Origin of the sequence: Ovoidimarina sediminis, from assembly GCF_032586175.1 — a bacterium.
Classification (GTDB): Bacteria; Pseudomonadota; Alphaproteobacteria; order Rhodobacterales; family Rhodobacteraceae; genus Ovoidimarina; species Ovoidimarina sediminis.
Map to the genome: position 1 here is coordinate 1 of NZ_JAWHTE010000038.1, position 20,587 is coordinate 20,587.

At 57.9% G+C, this 20,587-nt stretch carries 19 protein-coding genes and 1 pseudogene; 7 read left to right on the forward strand and 13 right to left on the reverse strand.

Going from position 1 to position 20,587, the window contains the following annotated elements; all coding sequences use genetic code 11:
- Positions 1–356: 356 nt before the first annotated feature.
- Complete coding sequence (locus RXV90_RS24115; protein WP_316652673.1) at positions 357–962, forward strand: VPLPA-CTERM sorting domain-containing protein; 606 nt, start codon at positions 357–359, stop codon at positions 960–962.
- A 350-nt stretch (positions 963–1,312) separates the two neighbouring features.
- Here RXV90_RS24115 and RXV90_RS24120 read toward each other — a convergent pair whose 3' ends face one another.
- The 3 genes and pseudogenes from RXV90_RS24120 to RXV90_RS24130 all read right to left on the reverse strand — a co-directional run bounded on the left by RXV90_RS24120 (position 1,313) and on the right by RXV90_RS24130 (position 4,325).
- Positions 1,313–2,041 carry a hypothetical protein gene (locus tag RXV90_RS24120; RefSeq protein ID WP_316652675.1) on the reverse strand — a complete coding sequence of 243 codons (729 nt, stop codon included), beginning with the start codon at positions 2,039–2,041 and terminating at the stop codon, positions 1,313–1,315.
- Positions 2,042–2,313: 272 nt separating this feature from the next.
- Positions 2,314–3,070, reverse strand: a pseudogene (locus RXV90_RS24125) (IS5 family transposase).
- A 79-nt stretch (positions 3,071–3,149) separates the two neighbouring features.
- Entirely contained in the window at positions 3,150–4,325 is a 1,176-nt protein-coding gene (locus tag RXV90_RS24130) for a dipeptidase (RefSeq protein WP_316652677.1), read from the reverse strand.
- A gap of 442 nt (positions 4,326–4,767) precedes the next feature.
- On the opposite strand from RXV90_RS24130, the gene RXV90_RS24135 reads away from it, so the two are divergent.
- The 3 genes from RXV90_RS24135 to RXV90_RS24145 are packed head-to-tail and all read left to right on the forward strand — an operon-like array spanning position 4,768 to position 6,497.
- Positions 4,768–5,031 carry a hypothetical protein gene (locus RXV90_RS24135; RefSeq protein ID WP_316652679.1) on the forward strand — a complete coding sequence of 88 codons (264 nt, stop codon included), beginning with the start codon at positions 4,768–4,770 and terminating at the stop codon, positions 5,029–5,031.
- Positions 5,032–5,445, forward strand: coding sequence for a hypothetical protein (locus tag RXV90_RS24140; protein ID WP_316652681.1), 414 nt, complete (start codon positions 5,032–5,034; stop codon positions 5,443–5,445).
- Positions 5,442–6,497 (forward strand): AI-2E family transporter, encoded by a 1,056-nt coding sequence (locus tag RXV90_RS24145; protein ID WP_316652683.1) that lies wholly within the window; start codon positions 5,442–5,444, stop codon positions 6,495–6,497. The genes RXV90_RS24140 and RXV90_RS24145 overlap by 4 nt, the downstream gene beginning before the upstream one ends.
- Positions 6,498–6,643: 146 nt before the next feature.
- On the opposite strand, the gene RXV90_RS24150 is transcribed toward RXV90_RS24145, so the two are convergent.
- Entirely contained in the window at positions 6,644–7,093 is a 450-nt protein-coding gene (locus tag RXV90_RS24150) for a lysozyme inhibitor LprI family protein (protein ID WP_316652685.1), read from the reverse strand.
- Positions 7,094–7,836: 743 nt separating this feature from the next.
- Positions 7,837–9,237, reverse strand: coding sequence for a YfjI family protein (locus RXV90_RS24155; RefSeq protein WP_316652687.1), 1,401 nt, complete (start codon positions 9,235–9,237; stop codon positions 7,837–7,839).
- 610 nt (positions 9,238–9,847) lie between these two features.
- Here RXV90_RS24155 and RXV90_RS24160 point away from each other — a divergent pair.
- Together RXV90_RS24160 and RXV90_RS24165 are read left to right on the forward strand one after the other, a co-directional pair.
- A complete protein-coding gene (locus tag RXV90_RS24160) occupies positions 9,848–10,765 on the forward strand; it encodes a transferrin-binding protein-like solute binding protein (protein WP_316652689.1) in 918 nt (305 codons plus the stop codon).
- Positions 10,766–11,191: 426 nt separating this feature from the next.
- Complete coding sequence (locus RXV90_RS24165; RefSeq protein ID WP_316652691.1) at positions 11,192–12,040, forward strand: inositol monophosphatase family protein; 849 nt, start codon at positions 11,192–11,194, stop codon at positions 12,038–12,040.
- A 5-nt stretch (positions 12,041–12,045) separates the two neighbouring features.
- Here RXV90_RS24165 and RXV90_RS24170 read toward each other — a convergent pair whose 3' ends face one another.
- The 8 genes from RXV90_RS24170 to RXV90_RS24205 all read right to left on the reverse strand — a co-directional run bounded on the left by RXV90_RS24170 (position 12,046) and on the right by RXV90_RS24205 (position 20,054).
- Entirely contained in the window at positions 12,046–12,612 is a 567-nt protein-coding gene (locus tag RXV90_RS24170; RefSeq protein WP_316652694.1) for a histidine phosphatase family protein, read from the reverse strand.
- A gap of 4 nt (positions 12,613–12,616) precedes the next feature.
- Positions 12,617–13,687, reverse strand: coding sequence for an ABC transporter ATP-binding protein (locus tag RXV90_RS24175; RefSeq protein WP_316652696.1), 1,071 nt, complete (start codon positions 13,685–13,687; stop codon positions 12,617–12,619).
- The gene (locus RXV90_RS24180) at positions 13,684–15,900 is read right to left on the reverse strand and encodes an ABC transporter permease (RefSeq protein ID WP_316652698.1); all 2,217 of its coding nucleotides are present in this window, start codon (positions 15,898–15,900) and stop codon (positions 13,684–13,686) included. Before RXV90_RS24180 ends, RXV90_RS24175 begins: the two co-directional genes overlap by 4 nt.
- Positions 15,901–15,903: 3 nt before the next feature.
- Positions 15,904–16,929 carry an ABC transporter substrate-binding protein gene (locus tag RXV90_RS24185; protein WP_316652700.1) on the reverse strand — a complete coding sequence of 342 codons (1,026 nt, stop codon included), beginning with the start codon at positions 16,927–16,929 and terminating at the stop codon, positions 15,904–15,906.
- Between the two features lie 606 nt (positions 16,930–17,535).
- Positions 17,536–18,516 (reverse strand): NAD(P)-dependent alcohol dehydrogenase, encoded by a 981-nt coding sequence (locus tag RXV90_RS24190; RefSeq protein WP_316652702.1) that lies wholly within the window; start codon positions 18,514–18,516, stop codon positions 17,536–17,538.
- A gap of 83 nt (positions 18,517–18,599) precedes the next feature.
- Positions 18,600–18,848 carry a ParB N-terminal domain-containing protein gene (locus tag RXV90_RS24195; RefSeq protein ID WP_316652704.1) on the reverse strand — a complete coding sequence of 83 codons (249 nt, stop codon included), beginning with the start codon at positions 18,846–18,848 and terminating at the stop codon, positions 18,600–18,602.
- Between the two features lie 281 nt (positions 18,849–19,129).
- Entirely contained in the window at positions 19,130–19,588 is a 459-nt protein-coding gene (locus RXV90_RS24200) for a hypothetical protein (protein ID WP_316652706.1), read from the reverse strand.
- A 40-nt stretch (positions 19,589–19,628) separates the two neighbouring features.
- Positions 19,629–20,054, reverse strand: coding sequence for a hypothetical protein (locus RXV90_RS24205; protein ID WP_316652707.1), 426 nt, complete (start codon positions 20,052–20,054; stop codon positions 19,629–19,631).
- 295 nt (positions 20,055–20,349) lie between these two features.
- Here RXV90_RS24205 and RXV90_RS24210 point away from each other — a divergent pair, with 295 nt between their 5' ends.
- Positions 20,350–20,580: a hypothetical protein gene (locus RXV90_RS24210; RefSeq protein WP_316652709.1), complete on the forward strand. Its 231-nt coding sequence runs from the start codon at positions 20,350–20,352 to the stop codon at positions 20,578–20,580.
- Positions 20,581–20,587: the final 7 nt, after the last annotated feature.

Sequence of the window (20,587 nt, forward strand, 5' to 3'; positions counted from 1 at the left end):
AAACTCGCGAAACTGATCCCGGGAGCGCCCGCCCCGGCCTGAGCGCCAGGTAAAAGCACACGCGACCGCAATCCGCTAGCGCTCTTCAAGCCGACTTCTTCAACACAATCAGCCCCAAACGGACACTTGAAAGTAGCTCTTGGGCGACATCCCTTAGTTTTTGGTTACTTGCTCTTGGCGAAGTGAGATCGATTGCCTACTAAGTGCGAGAGCTAAATCACTCAGGAAAGACTCTCATCGGGCTTCTTCAGACTGCAAGTCGAATGAGCGCTTGCTGCCAGTCAACTGAAAAGTTTGGAAAATTTTTCGAATCGTGGTTATATAGTTGCGTTACGGTGCTGGGGGGCGCTACTCAAATGATGAAAAATTTCTGGAAAACTGCGTTGGTTGGAGCGATTGCGGTAGCGGCAACCGATGCTGCAGCGGCAACTTTGCTAACCACAGATACGATTGTCGAGAATACGACCATCTACTCAGACGCCACTTACATCGGCGCGCCCGATGATTATTATGGCGGCATCGGTGGCCAAATCGTAACGTTTGACTTCGGCGACGATAGAATCGTCAACGGTTCCGGTTCGGATCTCAACGTTTACGAAGTTGACTTCGGCAGCCCTGAGTTTGGCTCAATATCAGTTTTCGCGAGTCTGGATGGCATAAGCTACTTCGACATCACGACTAGTGTAGGAACTGTTGTGGACGTGGACGGGGATGAAATCCACAGCAACTCTTCCTTTGCTCGGTCCTATGATTTGGACGGGGTCCTTGAAGCAGCGCGATACATAAGGATTGATGGTAGCGGGACAGGCGGTTCAGGCTTCCAAGTTGGTTTTGATTTAGACGCTATCGGAGCTGTAAACTATGTGCTTGGAGATTCAGTCCCTCCGGTGCCTCTACCTGCCTCGTTTCCTTTGTTGCTTGGAGCGTTCGGAATTCTCGCTCTATACCGCCGGCGAAGCTAGCACCCAAATCTAAAGATCTGGATTTGCGACAAGGGCATAGTCGCCAGTAACGTCTCAGCGGTCTTAGGTCCGCCCAAGATCGAGTGCATGTCTTGACGATACCGATCTAGAAACACGCGGATTGTACGCACAGCAGACAATCGTATTGGTTTCTCGGCGCTGCGCTGCGGCTAACGGCAGTTTCGTCCGCTTCTCGGTAATCAAGCCCGATCGGGCGAAGGGTAGCTCTCAATGCAAGCGGTCGTTCCCACCGAAAACCGCGCCGCTACGACCGTCAATGACCGGTCAGCGGGCGAGAACCGTCATCTGACCAAAGGCGTCAGATGTCCCAGAAGAGCCCAGAGCGGCCACTACTTTCGGCGGCCTGGCTTTCCCGACGTATTGAGTTCTTTTTTGTCTGAGAACCCGGGTGGGTTGCCTCGGCATTCTCGCTTCGAAGCCTCAACAAATCGTGCCCTTTCCTCTTTTGCCAGCTCGCGCTTTGCTACTGCCTTTCGGTAGGCGCGATACTCTGAAACTCCGGTTTCGACGAGGAAATACACCAGGATTAGATAGGTCGCAGAATTGGCATAGAACACTACAGCGGAAACTCGATCTGGCTCAAACTCCGATAGTATCCGTGTACTGATGTAGCGCTCAACAAACCAGGACGCGAGAAAAGTAAAAACTAGAGTTAGGCAAACTGCGGCCTCTCCCGCCCAACCGATCCAAGGCTCTCGAACAGGCGTAGAAGAACTGTCAGACACGTCAAACCAAAAAGACGGTCGATCCTCAAGCGATTGGATTGAGGACACTTTACCTATGCGAAGGCGCTCCACGATTGCCTCCACGAACTTTGCGGACATGGCGGAGGCCAGCAACGCGATGGGTATCCCAGGCAAGGTCGAAACGACATTCGAGGCCAACGAAGTCCCAAGAGCTTTTAGCACCGAGATATTGAGGCCGAACCATAGGATGATCGCTTCGATAATGATTGCAGGAATAAGCAACAAAATGAGCAAAGCGGGCGTGAGCGCAACTGCCGGGAAGATGACGTTGGCGTGCGCCGCAACCGGGAATAGGGCAAGAACCACTGCCAACGGAGCTATCGTTAGTAGCCTCCCCACAAAAGGCTTACGTCTTCGTATCGCGAACAATTTGGTTGTCTAACTCCAGATTCCCTAGAAAAGAATATCCGCCGGAGCCACGGACTTCTTTGACTTGCATCAGCCTGAACCAGGGAGCCGACGGCTAACGACGCAAGTATTGAAATGAATGATTAGCTTTTCAGGACAGTTTTTTGCGCGAGTGGATTTGAATGAAGTGGTGGCTGTGCCTGCCTTGCCCGCTGAGCAGTCGCTAGGGTCAGGACTCATAGCCAATAGATGACGGTTGCTGCGAGGGCGATTGCGGAGAGGAAGACCTTTGGGCACCGATCATAGCGTGTCGCTACACGCCGCCAGTCCTTGAGCCTGCCGAACAGATCTCGATCCGGTTGCGCCGCTTGTATCGACGCTTGTCATAGCGCACGGCGGTCTTGCGTTGCTTGCGGCCAGGGATACAGGCCCGGATCCCTTTGTCTTTCAATGCTTCCCGGAACCAATCGGCATCATAGCCGCGGTCGCCGAGGAGCCATTCCACATTCGGCAGGCTGCCCAGCAGAGCCCGCGCGCCGATGTAGTCGCTGACCTCTCCGGCGGTCACGAACAGATTGAGTGGGCGCCCCTGGCTATCGCAGATGGCGTGCAGCTTGGTGTTCATACCGCCCTTTGTCCGGCCAATCAGGCGTCCGCGCCCCCCTTTTTCACGCCCAGGCTGGACGCTGTTCGGTGGGCTTTGAGGTAGGTCGCATCGATCATGACGGTCTTCTCTTCGCCGTGTTCGGCAGCCAAACCGGCCATCATCTGTGCGAAGATGCCCTTGTCGCTCCATCGCTTCCAGCGGTTGTAGAGTGTCTTGTGTGGGCCGTATTCCGCAGGCGCATCGCGCCACTGCAACCCATTGCGATTGATGAAGATAATCCCGCTGAGCACACGCCGGTCGTCAACCCGTGGCTTGCCGTGTGATTTCGGGAAGTAAGGTTCGAGGCGCGCCACCTGCGCCTCGGTCAGCCAGAAGAGATTGCTCATGTTACCGCTCGTTTTTCGCCGGTGAATCACAAGCACAGCAGCTGATCAATGGGTCCTGACCCTAGTGCGGGCTGAGGTGTCAGTGGGTGAGACGCTCCCGGACTACCCGCAAGAAATTGCCGCCCATGATCTTGCCGATTTGCTCGTCAGTAAAGCTGGCTTCCACTAGCGCTTGGGTCAAGGCCGACAACTCGGATGGGTCCATGGCGACTTGAACGGTACCGTCCCAATCAGACCCGAGTGAGACATGGTCTTCGCCCAGCAAGTCGACGGCTGCGCGAATGGCTCCGGCAATGCCTTCGGGACTGTCGTCACAAGTGACCTTTGCCCAAAACCCAATGCCCACAACGCCGCCCGACTTGGCAACCTCTTTCATCAGCTGGTCCGGAAAGTTCCGCTTCGTTTGACAATGACTAAAGATGCCCGTGTGACTAACCACGACCGGCATGTCAGTCATTTGGAGCACGTCATTCGCGACACGCGGGCTCGAATGCGCGAGATCCAGGACAATTCCACGCCGCTCGATCTCAGCAACCACCTGACGCCCAAAGTCAGTCAATCCGACTTCGCCCTCACCGTGTAGAGAACTGCCTAGCTCATTGTCGAAGAAGTGATGAAGGCCGATTATCCGAAATCCAGCGCTATCAATCCGTTCGAAATTCGCGAGATCGCCCTCCAGTGCGTGCGCACCCTCGACCGAAAGAAGACCCATTGTGACATTTGCACCGCCCGCACGGTCTTCCAAAGCCGCTTCGAGTTCAGACTTGCTTGTAATAACGCGGAATTGCCCATCGGACTTCATTGCAAACCGATGGAGCTTTTCGGCTTGATAGATTGCCCGCTCAAGTAGACTGCCCCAGGTGCGTATGGGCCAGAGCTGCCCGACCGCAAGTGCCGTGATGTTGTCAAATGCTTCTGCTGAGTTCTCTTCGTAGTTCAGTCCCGCAGGTGTCTTTGTCACTGCCGCGAACACTTGGATCGCTTGATTGCCCTCTTGCATACGCGGCAAATCAACATGCCCGCGGGATGAGCGCTTCAGGAAATCGCGCTTCCAAAGCATCGTGTCTGCGTGCCAATCGGCAATGATAAGCTGACTATGGAGCGCCTGTGCTTCATCGGACACCTCGTATGGTTCGTGCTCGGTTAAGGTATTTTGCTGTTGCTCGACGATGGATGGACCAAGAGCAAAGAAAGCAGCGAGAGCAATGGCAACGAACTGACCTAGCCAAAGAAAGCTGAGTTTGATGGCTCGCATTAAAGTTCTCCGAGACAAGCGCAAAAGCAATCAAAACGATATCCAAGACGCTAGTTGATCGGCCTTGATCAAGGTCAGTGTATGACGAAACGGCATCGTCTCTATTTAAATGACCGCAATGTCCGCATCTCGGACATCGGGCGCAATCTGAGGAAGGTCCGCTCTCGGTAGAAGCGGACGTGCCCGCCCAAAACACCGCTTCGAGTGCCGTGAGTGACCGGTTAGCGCAGCACAGCGGTCAACTGACCCAAATGCTCGGATGACCGCGTTGAGCCCAGAGCTGACGCTAACTTGGCCACTAAATGGCCGCCACATGTTTGCCTGTCGGCGAAACAGGGTGCAACTCGGGTTGCATTGGGGCACCGTCCGGAGTGTTCTACATCGGCTTCGCGTGACACTTGGGTTACGTGCCTCTGTCTTATGGCGGAAATGGGAGGTGAGCATGGATAATGGTGCCGGGAAGACACCCCGCGTTGAAGGTACGGACGATGTTGCGCGCATTGCCGAGGAACTCAACCAGCTGCGCGCGAGGCTAGAAGACCTGGAGAGCCCATCGGCCAAGAGCGACGAAGAGCATACGCTTTCGGCTCATCCTGATATCAGACGCGCGGCGAGCGCCCTGCTTGACCTGATCGAAAGGCATCCCATCAGAGCCGCGGCTATTGCCTTTCTCCTCGGCGCCCTTCTGTTCAGGGGACGCCGGTAGATGTTCGTGGAGCTTCTCACCGCACTGCGGCAGGCAGAGCAGCGCATTATGATTGCTTGGCTAAAGGGCCTTCTCCTGATCGGGCTCGCTGCGCTTTTTGCTGCGATGGCGTTGGTCTGGCTGTCTGCCGCGACCTTCTATCAGTTGGAAACACGTTTCACCGCCGTTCAAAGCTCTCTGATGCTGGCGGGAATTTCGTTCCTTCTTTGCATTGGGGTGCTCGGGCTTCGAAAGCTCAGACGCCACCGCCGCCGGTCTGGCGAGGATCCGCTACTGGCCGCCCTGACCGTGCTTCTCGAGCCGGGACGAAACGCTGATGCGCAAGGAGCTCAGACAAGTCACGCCGGGGACGCCGTGATTTTGGCACTCGTTTTTGATGCCATCCTTAAGGCTCGGGATACGGCTAGCAAATGAAGCCCTCGAAGACACGGCTCTTAGTCGAGGATGCTTTTCCCCTTATCGTACTCCTCGTACTCTTCTTCCTGGCGTTCAATACGCTGCAGCCTTTCCTGCCGGCACTCGTTTGGGGCTTGATACTCGCCGTGGCGCTTCAGCCTTCACACGACCGTCTCGTTGTGCGCTTTGGCAACCGACGCAAACTTGCTTCGATTGTTGTCGGGCTGATGATGACGCTAGTGCTGGTCCTACCGATGATCGGCCTTTCGCAAGCCGTTCTGGCCTTCATCCCGGAGCTTCTGGCTTGGGGCAATACGAACAAACCAATCATAATTCCGGTGGAGGGCGGTGGGATTGCTATTCCAGGTGGATCGCAATCCCTCTGGTCGACCATTCTGTCAGACATCACGTACATCCGGGACCATTTCAAGGACGAGATACGACCGTTTGCCTTCTGGCTTATCGGAGAGGCACGTCTGGTGGGAACTTTCGTTATCGAGTTTGCCCTTGGCGTGCTGGTTGCCAGTTTATTGCTGCACAGGTCCGCTCCGCTGGGCGAGGCGTTTTTTGGACTACTCGGGCGCGTTGCCGGCCCCTTGGCGATCGAATTGGCGCGCCATTCGGTGGTGACAATTAGATCCACAGTATTCGGGCTGCTGGGGTCGGCGTTCGTGCAGACCGCGCTGGCTTCGCTTGCATACTGGTATGTCGAGGCACCTCATTGGCCCGTGCTTTCTCTTTTGACTTTCATGCTGGCGATGATTCAGATCGGACCAATCCTCATCTGGCTGCCACTGGCGATCTGGCTTTGGAGCAACGATCAGATTGGGCTCGCCATCGGACTTTCTGCCTGGTGTCTGATCGTGGTCGGTTTGTCGGATAACTTGGTGAAGACCTTGGCTCTCTCCCGCGGCGCGGAACTTCCCGCAATCCTGGCTTTCCTTGGAGGGGTTGGTGGGCTGATCACTTGGGGAATTGTGGGCCTGTTCCTCGGCCCCGTAGTTGTCGCCGTCTGCTATCAGATCCTGCTCCGCTGGATCGCCCACGAAGATGATATCACTCAAAGTTAAGTCTGTTGTACTAAACGCCTAATCCTCTTGAGCGCCCTCTGCGCAGCCAAGCCGACTGAAGGCTCCGAGCCTCTGTCGAAGGCGGGCGGCCCAAGATCCTTTCGCATCAGCTTAGATGAATGGACCATAGACTCGTAATACCGGGCTCATCGCACATAGCGCATCAAGTCTTCCGCGCGATCTCGGCCGAGCTCGATCCTGCAAGAGTTAATTCCAATGCCGGTTCCAGAACCGCCACCGAAGGTTGCTCCGACATAGTCGCAATGCGCATCCCGATACGCTGACCACGTCGACTGGGCAGCCTCGAGCGCGGGAACAGCCATGGCGCGGCCCGTTAACGTGTCCAGTTCTTCCGCGGACCCCATCGCGAAGCCAAGGTATATGTCGACCGTCGCGTCTACCTGCTGAAGTGTCTCGGCTACGCATGTACCGATCTCGACCTGGCTGTTCCCACCGCACTCCGTTGCTGGATCAGAAAAGACGGGCTTCGCTACGCTTAGTGCTAAAACCAGTATCAGTGTAATAGTTCTCATGGCACCACCCCCGTTGATCGACCTAGGCTGGCGAAAGTGCCTGCCGTCGGTACGAAAAAACATAAGAACGCGCGCATCATTTAGAAAGAGAAAGCCATATTTAGAAAGAGAAAGCCGTGTACGGATGGAGATGACACGACGGGATCACTTAATCGAAAGCTTCGTCCCGCTTCTCGGATATATCGCCTGCCGAACCGCATGATCACTGTCCCCGATTTGAAGCATGCTAAGGGCTCTAGAGTGTCCTTTGAGTTCCGGCGGTGCTGCACTCAACTTTGCTCTCAACATCGTAAAGTTCTCAACGCAAATCGCGTCGTTTCAAATGTCGGTTTTGTCCGCTTCTGGGACGTCGAGCCTATTTTTGCGAGGGGCGGCTCACGGAAAAAGCGGACAATCCATCTGAAATCGCGCTGCTCCTGCCGACGTCTTCAACACAATCAGCCCAATGCGGTCATTGATGCTCTTTCCTTTCTTGGGCTTTCCAACAAAGTACGTGAAGTTTCCGACCGTCCGGTTCCGTAACCTAGACGTGCCAGTCTGAGAAGCCACACCGGGCGCATGTCGGCGGGGTGTTGTCGCGGCGGAAGGCCTCCGCCCTGCGCTTTGCCTCGGCCCAAACGGCCTCAATAGCCTCGGGCGAGCGGGCGACGCCGCCCGACACGTTTTTCGGGTCCGGCACTCTGCCACGTGCTACTTCTGCTACTTCTGCTACGTGAGGCGAGGTTTCTGGCCTCTGTGTAGCGGGTGTAGCGGGTGTAGCAGGTAGCAACCGCTCAGATTCCGAAATTGCCACACCGCGCTTCGGGTCAAACCGCATGGCTGCCTCCGTTAATGCGATAGGCGACCTGGCGGGGCTTGCCGTCTATCTCGGTGCCTTGCTCAAGCGGGTAAAGCCACTGGTGGTCGGCCAGCATCTTGAGGGCCGCCTTAGCCTTGTCGGTCTCCCGTAGGGCGTAGGGGCCGTATTGGGCCACGTCGCGCGGGATAATGAAGTCAGGTGTCCTGCCCTCGGCTGCCGCGCGTTTCGGCCACTTTTCCAAAAGCCATTTCCGCAACGTCTCGGCCTTCTTGATGCGGTCGGAGACGGCGGCAGCTTCTGTCAGCCGCTTTGCTTCAGCGAGATGGTACTGCGCGAGCGCAATGCCGTACTGCATTGCCTCGACGCCGACTTGCGAGGCTTCGATGTCGGTCCAAACCGTCAGGACACCCGAAATGCGTGCCGCCTGCTCGGCCGACTTTGACGCAAAACCCGTGATCTCGGTCAGGTCTCCGCCAGGGGCTTGCTGACGCTCTATGGCATCGTAATAGCCCCACAGCAGCGTTCGGGCGTCGGGTGACAGGCGCAACAAGCGCGGGTCGAGTTCCTGGCGGCTGCCGTCGCGGATGGGTTTGGGTGCGCGCAACACGTGCCGTAACCTCCCCTCAAACCTGTCCAGCGACGCCCTACTGCCCGCGTTTGTGTCACGACGTGTGCGGGTGCCGATGGCGCTTGGTGGTTCCGTGATAAGGAAGCGGGCCAAGAAGCCCTGCTCGGTCGCCAGCGCGTCCGACAGCAACGGCTGCGCGGCCACTGGCTGCACCATGATATGCGCGGCCAGCCGCCGCCCGAGAAGAGTTGCGGCCCCATCGCCTGCGCGGGTACGGTTGATAGCCGCCCCGTCCCAGAGTGCAGACAACCCGGCAATGGTCTTCAGACGGTTATCCTGGTTCATGGCATGGCCGCCAAGGAATTGCCCGCCCTCGTCGCTGAAGATGCCGAGAGACGGCTCACCGGTGACGTAAAGCTTGTGGAGCCCTTCCAGCGTCGGCTCGGATGCCGTCAGGTTGGGGCTTAACGGCGGCTCTGGTTCCGGTCCGAGAGCGCGCAGGTCCGCCTGGGCCTCGAGGGCGCCCTTCTTGCCAGCGGTGGCTTCCTTCACCAGCTTATCGCGTTTCGCCACCCAGAGACGCTGCGACATCTGCGACTCTGCTACTTCGGTCTTATATTCCGCCGCGCGTTCGCGTTCGTGCTCCCGCAGGCCGCTCAGCAGCAGCTTATCGCAATATGTCTTGCGCTCACCGCTTCGGGCGATGGTCAGGCAGTAAAGCGACAGGGGGGCAAAGCCGCCCAGCGTCTCGACATTGGCAAAGGCCTGTGTGGCGAGTGAGGCCGCGCTGAGGGCGCTCTGGCCTGCGATGGCGAGTGGCGCCTGCGCAAGGTCATGCACGGCCCTCACCGCGTCTGCCAACGGGCCTAGAGCGTCTACGGGATAGGGGCTTCTGGTACACCGACATTCCCCTCGGGCTTCTGGGCTATCCCCCGACATTCTACACAGTTCGTTTTGATCCCTGGCCGACTGCTTTTGTTTGGGTGAGTTGGGCGTTCACCTTCCTGGCTTTCGCAATGCTGCTCCGCGCCGCGCTACCGAAACATCGGGCGAGTGTCGAAACATGATTGATGATGAAGCCGCCGTTTTCCCTCGACGGGGAGCAAACAGCGCCCGGAGGTAGACGGACGGAACGGCGGGTTCGTACCGCTTCTCGGACATCGAACGTGATCTGGAGAAGGTCTGATGTCGGCAGAAGCGGTCGTTCCCGCCCAACCCGCTTCGAGGGCCGTGAGTGACCGGTTAGCGCAGCACAGCGGTCATCTGAGTCAAACGGTCAGATGACCGGGTCGAGCCAATACGGCCAATAGATTGATCCGATGCTTAAGATTCCTCGCCGAAGTGTATGATTTGACTAATTTCCCTATGCGTGCTGTCGTAGAAAAACTGCATAATGAAAAGAACTGCACCTCCGGGCATCCGGAGGCTTCCAGTTTGGGGGGAGGGACCGATGCTCAATGTCAAAAGCGCTTCTATACTTGTTGCTGTTGCCTTGTCTGGCTGCGGCGGTGGCAGCAATTCAGTAGTCTTTCGAGGCGGGTATGCCGACTTCGTTAGCTGGTCGGCGACACCGGCAAATGCAACGATCGAACTTCAGGGTTCCGGCGTCGTCGCCGAAACGACGCAAGCGCTGAACGGCAATATGAACGCGAATGACGGCAATGACGACGGTGCAATCACAGTCGCTGCCGCGAGCGGCCCACAAGCCGCGACTGCCCGGCTGCGCATAGAGGGTGGGGTACCTACGCGCATCGAGTTGTCTAGCGGCGGGACGACCGCTGCCGTTTCCGATGCAGACGGGACCATCTCTGCAACGGATCCGATTGTCGCGCAGTCTACATTGACGGCAAACCGCACGCGCATTCGGACGGCAGACCCGAATGCTAATGGTTTCGAATATCAGAATTACGGCACATGGGTGACAGGGTTGAACAATCCTACGGGCAGCTTGGGAGCGGGCACGACAGGTGTAAAGACAACCGGAACTCAGACCGTCGACGGGACGTATAATGGCAGTTCTCTCGGACTCGCGGTGGACAAGAACACCGGCGAGCTTTGGGAGACACAGTCGACTGTTCAGGTGACCACATCGCAGAATTTCACCAAGTCTGACATCCAGAGCAGCGCGACCTCGGGTGAGCGGCTTAACGGTGCTGCCGGTGTCGCACCTCTTGGGAACCTCGATTTCGCGAGCACAGCTTCGGGCGACATCGCCAACAACGCATTCGTAGCGCCCATCTCGGGGGCACACGTATCAGGGGCGACCGATGGCACGTTCTACGGCCCTACCGCGACAGAGGTTGGCGGAACCTTCACCTCCAGCACGGCTGACTGGGACTACCTTGGCTCTTACGGCGCAACCAAGTGAGCAAGCCAAATGGATAAATTGAGGGGTGGTATTGCTGCTATCTAGGGCATGAGTTCAGCTCATTCTGAGCGGCAGCTTCGTCCGCTTCTCGGACATCGAGCGTGATCTGGAGAAGGTCCGCTGTCGGTAGAAGCGGTCGTTCCCACCCGAGAGCACGCATCGATCGACGTGGACGACCGGTAAGGGTGGGTTAGCGGTCACCTGACAGATTTACTCAGATGACCGGGTCGAGCCCTTTCACGACATTGGTTCAACGCGCAGCGTCTTTCCCGAAGGGCGGGAAGCGGACCTCCGCCGCACTTGCCAGATACTCGACCACATGATCGAACAGTTGACATTCAAATGATGCCGAAAAAGGCTTCTTGGTTATTCCGTAGAGATCTTGAGCCGAGTTTCGGATGCAGCAGCGAAAGCCGTTGACCGGGGTTGCCAATCTCTCTGAGCCGCGGCGTATTGAAACGAGATCAGGAGCCTGAGATGAGCGACCAACAGTTTTCCGAACGCCGGGATTTCGCCATTGAAGTATGCCGGGAGGCCGGTGAGAAGGCGATGGAGTACTTCTGCGATCATGGCAACCTTGTTGTCGATCGCAAAGGTGCTCAGGACTGGGTCAGCGAAGCAGACCGGAACGTTGAAGTGTTTATTCGTCAGAAACTTGCCGAAGCGTTGCCTGACGACGGAATCTTCGGCGAAGAACACGGCGCGACGCCGGGCAAAAGCGGCTTCGACTGGGTCATTGATCCCATCGATGGGACGACCAATTTCGTGAACGGCATTCCGGCCTGGACCGTCGTTCTCGCCGGGGTCAGCGAGGGAGCGACGCAGATCGGCGTCATGTGCGATCCGATCGTGGGCGAGACCTATGAGGCGCTGCGAGGGGCCGGAGCGAGGTTGAACGGGACCCCGATGCATGTGGCAAGCGGTGTGCCGCTCGAGAACGGCACGGTCTCCGTCGGCTACTCGAACCGCGTCGAGGCGGCAAATGTATTGCCGGTCATTGCCTCCCTGATCGACAAGGGGGCCATGTATCACCGGAATGCCAGCGGGGCTCTGTCGATTGCCTATGTCGCGGCAGGACGTTTGCTCGGTTACATGGAAGAGCACATGAATGCCTGGGATTGTCTCGCGGGGCAGCTTCTGGTCGAAGAGGCGGGCGGCCGAGTCGAGCCACAGGACGCGAATGAGATGATCCGGGTTGGGGGACGGGTCATCGTCGGAACGCCGGACGTGTTCGACGCGCTGCTTTCCATCGCCAATGACGCCTGGAGCGGTTGACCCCTTCAGGCGATAGGGAGCCAACGAGTGTCAGGCCGCAAAGCCGTAATGTCGGCAGCCCAGTAGTGGCCCTGAGAAGGCTGGTCATACTTTCCGTCGATCGGAACGCCCCTCAGGCTGCACCATAGAAGTGTTCCCACAGCGCCGTGTGCGACTATTGCCAGATCTTCTCCCGAGTGAGTTGCCACGATTTGGCGAACCGCGCCTTCTACTCTCGCTTGGGCATCAACTGCGGTTTCCCAGCCTCGAAAGCTGGTCTCCGGTTCGGAGAAAAAGGCATTAGCGGCGGCTTCGAATTCCAAAGGCGGCAGGAAACCCGTCGCGCTTCGGTCATTCTCGCGCAGACAGGAGTTGACGGAAATCGGCAGCCTCTTCGGTGCTGAGAGAATGGCCGCAGTCTGATGCGCTTTCATTTCGGGGCTGCTCCAGACATGCGTTGCCGAAGCGAACACGTCTGAACGAGCAAAAATAGTGGCCCGGCGGCGGCCCTCTTCCGAGAGGCCCCAATCGGAAATTTCCCTGTTTGGGTCGACCTCGACTTCCGGATGGGTGATGAAGATCAGCCGAGGCAACGGTTCACTCCGGAAGCAGAACTGGCCCCTTTGCCGCAAAGGACATCTTCACATTCGTTCCGGGTTCTATCGGGTCATCGACATCTTCATGTACCGCAAACACCTGTCCGAAACCGCCGGTGAGCGTGTATTCCATGCGCACGCCTACATAGGTGGACTTCGCCACGGTCGCCGGGATACCGGTATCGCCTCCAACTATGATCCGGGACGGCCTGACCGCTAGCGTTGCGGGGCCGGGGGCAAGGCCGCGTGCTGGCAGCACATGGCGGTGGCCGTCGATTTCGATGGTCGCCCGGTCAGCATCTACCGAGACAATCGTACAGGAAAGCAGGTTGGCCTCGCCGATGAAGTCGGCAACGAAGCGGTCGTTCGGGGCGTCAAAGAGCTGGCGCGGGGTACCCTTTTGGGCGATGGCGGCGTTGCGCATCACGACGATCTCATCCGACACGGCCAGAGCTTCTTCCTGATCATGGGTGACGTAGACCACGGTCAGACCGAGATCCTGCTGGATCGCCCGAATATCTTCGCGCACCTGGCGGCGCAGTTTGGCGTCGAGGTTCGAAAGCGGTTCGTCGAAGAGCAGCACCTGAGGTTCGAGGACCAGCGCGCGGGCGACGGCGACACGCTGCTGCTGGCCGCCGGACAGTTCCGACGGGAGGCGGCTGTCAAACCCCTTCAGACCAACCAGATCGAGGCCCTTCAATGCGCGTGCCCGTGCCTCTTCCTTGTTGAAGCCCGAGAAGGTGAGGCCGTACATGACGTTCTCCAATACGCTCATGTGCGGGAACAGCGCGTAGGACTGGAACACCATCGACACGTCGCGGTCCGTTGCGGGCAGTTTCGTGACATCCCGGTCACCGATCAGGATGCGGCCGGAACTGGCCATCTCGAGCCCCGCGATCATCCGCAATGTCGTTGTCTTGCCGCAGCCAGAGGGTCCCAGGAGCGTGACGAGCTTACCCGCATCGACATGCAGGTCGATGCTGTCGACCGCGATCACGTCCCTGCCGAACACCTTGGAGACGTTTTCGAAACGGACCGGAGCCGCCTTGGAACTGATGGTCGGTTCGGTCATTTCATCCTCTCCGAGGCAAGTTGTGTGCGCCGCCCGATCTGCACCCGGCCGACGAGAAGCTGCAGGAGCCCGACAGCCGCGAGCATGACGAAGATCAGCGTCGTGGAATAGGCAACTGCAATGCCGTACTCGTTGTTTTCGACACGGCCGATGATATATGCGGTCGCCATGTTGTACTGCGCGGAAACAAGGAAGATCACCGCCGAGATTGCGGTCATTGCTCGGACGAAGGAATAGACAAGCGCGGCAAGAATGGCCGGGCGGAGGAGTGGCAGGATCACCCTGCGGAAGGTTTGCCAGCTATTCGCACCAAGCGTCAGCGACGACTCGTCCAGCGACTTGTCAAGCTGTGACATGCTGGCGATCCCGGCCCGTACCCCCACCGGCATGTTGCGGAAGATGAAGCTGACAACCAGGATGATGCCGGTGCCGGTGATCTCGATCGGCGGGACATTGAAGGCTAGTATGTAGCTGACCCCGATTACGGTTCCCGGAATGGCGAAGGACAGCATGGTACCGAACTCGAACGCGTCCTTCCCGGCGAAAGATTGACGTGTCAGGAGGTACGCCGTCACCAGACCCACGATGGCCGTCAGGGGCGCAGCGATGGTCGCGATTTTGATGGTGGCCCAGAAGCTGTCCCATGCAACGCCTGCCCATTGTATGCCATGCTCGGTCGTGCGGATCGCGAAGGCATCGACGTAGTGCTTCACGGTGAGAGTGTTGTCGACGCCCCAGAGCTGTACGAAGCTGCCGTAAATGATCATTGCATAGACGATCAGCGTGAAGACGCCCCAGGTCAGCGCAACGGCGAAGACAGGGATTGCCAAGCCCGACGGCATCAGCGGATGCACGCCCGCATCTCCTTTGCCTGTGACCGTCGTGTAGCTCTTTCTTCCCAGCCAAGCGCGTTGTGCATAAAAGGCCGAAAGGGTGAAGAAGAGCAGCACCATGGCCAGCACCGCCGCGCGCCCCTGATCATATTGTGCTCCGACGATGGCGAAGAAGATCTCGGTCGAGAGCACGTCGAAGTTTCCGCCCAGCACAAGGGGATTGCCGAAATCGGCCATGCTTTCGATGAAACCCAGCAGGAAGGCATTTGCCAGCCCGGGTCGCATCAGCGGCAGTGACACCGTGCGGAAGACCTGCCAGCGGCTTGCGCGGAGCGTCTGTGCTGCCTCCTCCATTGAGGGTGAGACGCCTTCGACCACGCCAATCAGCACCAGGAAGGCGATAGGCGTGAAAGCCAGCGTCTGCGCGATGACCAGGCCCGGCAACCCGTAGAGCCAACGGGTGGGCTGGACACCGAAAAGGTCGGCGAAAAAGACGGTGACCGAGCCCGACAGTCCGAACAGGAGGATGAGAGCAAGACCGATCACGAAGGGTGGGGTGATGATCGGCAGAACGGTCAGGGCACGCAAAAAACGCTTGTAGCGGAAACCCGATCGCGTGACGACGAGTGCGAAAGCAAGCCCGAGTGCAGTAGTGATGGCGCCCACCACGATGGCAAGAAACAGAGAATTCCATGCCACGCCACATCGTGCGCCCGCGAAACAACCCAGTCCCCAGAGACGGTCGTCGAAGAACTTGGCGGCGAAGACGTAAAGCGAATAGGCCCCATCCTCGGTGATGAAAGCCGCGAACAGCATCTTGGCAATCGGGAAGAACACGAAGGCGGTGACGATTGTGATCACGCCGCCGATGGCGCTGACCACAAAGACGTCGCCATTGATGACGCCCCGTGCCGCAATGCCTTGTGTGAACAGGAACAGGAAGGCCGAAGCGACGAGCAGCGCGCCGTAGCCCATCCCGTACTGGCGGTCGCCCAACTCGCCGAAAAGAGCGTTCAGCCAAGCGAAGTTGAAGCCGCGTATACCGATTCCGAAGCCTTGGGCGATCAGCCACCCGAACCCGAACGCGCCGGCAAGGATTAGCGAACGGGCGTATGCCGGTTCACTTTTCTTGCGGCCGATGGCCGCCAGAGCGATCAGCAGCGGCAGGACGAGCGGGGCCAACCAGAGTTTTTCACCCTGAAAGAGCAGAAAGGCTGCGGGTGCATAGTCTTCGTCAAATGGATACCCATCGACCAGCCACTCGAACGTCCAAAAGTCCTCGATCCCGTACCAGGGGAGAACCACAAAGGCGAACCACCCGGCGGCAATCCAGAAGATCAGCGCCGGGTGGTTCTTGTCTTCTGTCGAGACGGAACGCAATGGTTACTGCGGCAGGGTCGAGACTTCTTCGTCCCACTTCTGCAGCAAACGCTTGCGTTCGTCGCTCGAGCCGTACTTGACGAAATCGTAGTCGATCAGCTTGATCGACGACAAATCAGGCGACTTGTCGGACGTTGGCGCACCTACGTTGGACGGTACCTGGTACGAGCTTGCCTGGAGCGCCAGCGCTTGTGCTTCGGCGGTCAGCGCCCAGTCATAGAACTTCTTGGCCTCGTCCATGTTGCGCGCTCCCGCGATAATCGACATCGAGCCGATCTCGTATCCGGTGCCCTCGCACGGGGCGACAACCTTCACCGGGAAGCCAGAAACAGCCTGTGCCACGGCGTCGTGCATGAAAACGATGCCGATGGTGGTTTCGCCGCGTGCCGCCGCCTTGATCGGGGCAGAGCCCGACTTAGTGTACTGGTTGATGTTGGCGTGAAGGCCTTTCATGAATTCAAAGCCCTCTTCCTCCCCGAAGAGCTGCACGATCGTGGCCAGAGTGGTGTAGGCCGTGCCCGACGAATTCGGGTTCGCCATCTGGATGTGGCCCTTGTACTCGGGCTTCAAAAGGTCCTTCCAGCAGGATGGCTCCGGAAGCCCGTTGGCGGCCAGCAATTCAGTGTTGTAGCCATAGCCAAGGGCGCCCGAATAGATGCCGATGGTCTTGTTGTCCGCGCTTTCCGCCTGACTGATGGCCCAAGGATGAAGCTGGTCGCGCATCGGCGACTCATAGGGCTCGGTCAGTCCCTCGGCTGCCGCCTGCAAGTGCGGGTCCCCAGTGCCACCGAACCAAACGTCGCCCTTCGGATTGGAAGATTCCGCCTTGATCTGTGCGAACGTCTCTCCGGATGACTTCCGCGTCATGTCAACATCGATCCCGGTCTCGGCCTCGAATGTCTGTACGACAAGCTCGCACCATTCGGGGTCCGGGCTGCAATAAAGCGTCAGCTTGTCAGCCTGAGCGGTCGTTACCCAGCCAGAAAACGCAACCAGCGATCCTGCGAATGCGAATTTCAGGTTCATCATGATTTCCTCCCTTTCTTTCGGGCCACTTGCGTGGGTCCGTCGATGGCTGCGCTTGAAGCAGCACAGCGCATCTCTGGTATATTCGTCAGTTTTTCCGGCTGCTTGGCAAGCTCTTTCAACAGCGACGTCAAATCCAGACAATCGACCAGCTTTGCCGTCTTGCGGGACGAAGACGATAAGAACGTGCGTTTTCGTGCTCGTGTCAGGGGTCCTTCCTCCCCTCGCGCCCATTCTTGAGCACCGCAGCCCTACGCCCAGGCATCTGAGGGAGAGCACTTATCTCCTCGATGAGACGAAGGCAGGTTGCATGACCTACATGTGCTTGCGCACTTCCGCTGGCGCAGCGAATGTCTGGTAGGCGGGCTGCGACTGCAGCATCCAGGTCGGGTGCCCAAAGGCGGCTAGGGGCCAGAAGCATTTGTAGCGGACTTCCAGCCCAAGGTCAGGAAAGTCCGCATCTCGGACATCGGGGCCCGATCTGGGGAATGTCTGCTAACTGCAGGAGCAGCCGTTCGCGATCGAAACCGCGGCTCGACTGCCTCGAATGACTGGTTAGTGGGCGGGACCCGTCACCTGATAGAAAGACCAAGATGACCGTGTTAAGCCCTATTCTGACGCGCCTTCAATCCTAAGAACGACGGCACCTCGCTTGTGGCGTGCCTCGACTTGCCTGTGCGCACGCGCGGCTTCTGCCAGGGGATAAACGCTGTCGATCACAGGTCGGAGCTTGCCGGCCTCGATCAGGTCCGCAATGCGCAGCATGTCATCCATTCGATCTTCATTGACAGCCAGTCGTATCTTTCTGGTGCGGAAGCTGTTCAGGAAAATTGCTCCGATCTCTCTCAACCCGAAATTCAGCGGGAGAAACAGGCCGCCCTCGACCAAGAGGTTGCGGGAAAGCCTGGGAGAAATCATCCCGTACGTATCGATGACGACGTCAAAATCCCCTTCTAGGGCCGTGAGATCGGTCTTGCGGTAGTCAATCGTCACATCTGCTCCCAGGCTTGCGACGAAGTCCTGGGACTCCGGGCCCGCAACCCCCGTGACATGCGCACCGAGAGCCTTGGCGATCTGAACCGCATACGTCCCAACACCACCCGACGCCCCTGCGATGAGCACCTTTTGACCCGGCTTCAGGCCTGCGTAGTCGGAAAGAAAGACAAGAGCGCAGAGCGCACCGAACGGCACCGCAGCAGCCTCTTCGAAGGTTAGAGATGCGGGCATTTCAGCGATTGCACCGGTTTCGGGAACCGCGAAGAGTTCTGCGGTGGCGCCGCCAGACGTCGCCATTCCAAATACGCGAACTCCCGGCTTGAAGCGCCTTGCGGATGGTCCGACGCGCTCTACCACTCCCGCAAACTCGCTGCCAAGCCGCGGGTTGCGCGGACTGAATATCCCGAACATCAAGCGTCCGGGAATAGCCAGAATGCCGGGGAACGCTGCCGCGCGAATGCGCCAATCGGCCGTATTCACGGCACTCGCATGAACGCGGATCAGGATTTCACCGTCTCTGGGCGACGGTGCGTCGACGTCCTCCACACGAACAACCTCGGGCCCACCGTATCGCTCATATGTCAGTGCTTTCATGCAGAAATCCGCCACACGGACGGCGCGAACGCCAAGCGCATCTGTCTCAACAATCGGGAGCGCACGCGATCAAACCCAATCGGCTAATGTAGTCGCGCATTCACCTTGTAGCCCTCGATCGTTTGTTCCCCCAGGGCTTTCATAGCCTCCAGTCGATGCAATCCCTCGATGAGGACATATCCGTCTCCGTCGGCGCGCACTCTGATCGGGGTAAGCTGACCATTTTCAAGCATATCTTCCGCGAGAGCCATCACTCTGGCTTCCTCCAGCGTCTTCACCCGTTTGACCGGCACTCGAATCGTCGCGATCGGAAGAGTCTCTTTGATCAGCATGACTTTAGCCTGAACCAGGTCAGGGAATTAAGCCAGCGCTTTCGTATTGAGCTCGGATTGTGCCAGCTTCACGGATACGTCCTACACAGACGAAAACGGAACGGCGGCATTGTCCCGCTTCTCGGACATCGAGCGTGATCTGAAGAAGGTCCGCTGTCTGTAGAAGCGGTCGTTCCCACCCGAAACCACGCATCGATCGACCTGGACTACCGGTAAGGGTGGGGTAGCGGTCACCTGACAGATTTACTCAGATGACCGGGAAGAGCCCGAAGCTGACGCTTTTAGTCTCTCCGGTGCAACCGTGCTCGTCGCTTATTCAGTATGGCCAGCGAGCACCAAAAAGCTGCTCCGGTTACAGCCCCGGCGGCCAGACCCTGTGGAAAGATGAGAATCTCGTAGAAGAAAATCCGCCTTATATGGTCTTCAAACAACCAAAAGCTGTAACCGGTCACCGCCACCTGCGAGACAATGGCGACCGAAACGACGAACGGAAGCCAGCCGTCGGGAAACGCGCGATGCCTCTGCCGGTTTAAGCGAAACAGGAGCGGCAGGCATATTGCTCCAATTGGCGCTACCCCGAGCAGGGAAATCCGAAAAAGGCACAGCCATGCACTGGCGTCACAGCCCCAGGGGGCAAACAAGTAAATGGAATACGCTATGGCGACAGAGATAACCGCCGTCGACACGGCCGCAACAAGATAATCAAATGTGCTTACCGAGCAGAATCGAGACCAGATCATTGAACTAATCCGCCGAAAGCATACTGAGAGAACCGGCTCGTCACGGTTGGAAAAGCTCGTCGGCGGACAACGCCAGCGCCGAATAAACGAGGGGCGAAACAAGGAACGCGACGAGCCATACCGGAGCACGTCTGCTAACGCGGAGCGACAGAAAGTAAGCGCTCGCCACCACGATCAGTACAATTGTTGATGGTAGGCTGAACGCCAAGGCCAGCAGGTTTCCGTCGTGGGGAACGCCTAAACCATAGATCTCCCAGATCGACCAAACTGTAAGTAGAGGTCCAATCACCACGAAAACCGCAATCCCACCGGAAAAAACTGCAGCGACAGATAGCGCGAAACCAGCTGCGCTCGACACGGTGTATCCATCAGTAAGATAGACGAGGAATATACCAACCGCGCCGGTGAAGGTGCTCACGAGCACCAGCAAAATCCAGTTAAGGAACAGGCTTCTTGGTTGATGCATGACAGGCGCCTGTCAACTCATGGTGTCCAGACCTGCTACTGTAACTGTGTAACAAGGCCATTACGTAACACTGTATTTGCATGCATTGGTTTCGTCGGAACGCCCGCTTCGTCCGCGAAGCCGACATCGAGCTCGATCCGAGGAAGTTCTGCTGTCTGAAGAAGCCGTCGTTGCTGCCCGAAACCGCAGCTCTCGGCACCAAAAGCCGAATTTCTGCCTTATTGATGCAAATATCTGAACAAAAATGCCTTCCACTGCTGCTCCTTAGGAACGGATCGATCTTGGAGTAGCGCAGATGACCCTCGTGACCTTCGATGCGGCAGAAATTGCTAAGGTTCAGAACTTCGTGCTGGGCGAACGCCGCAAGAGCTTAAGCGAACGAGAATGGCACTTCCGGCTGCGTGGTTATGGCTACGGCTTGCGCGAAAGTGGAAGGAACTGGGTGGTCACGGCCCTTCTTGAGAACGCCGACCTTTTTGAGATCGACGAAGGCCTGCTCAACGAGCCAATGGCAATCAGAAGCTGATCTCTGC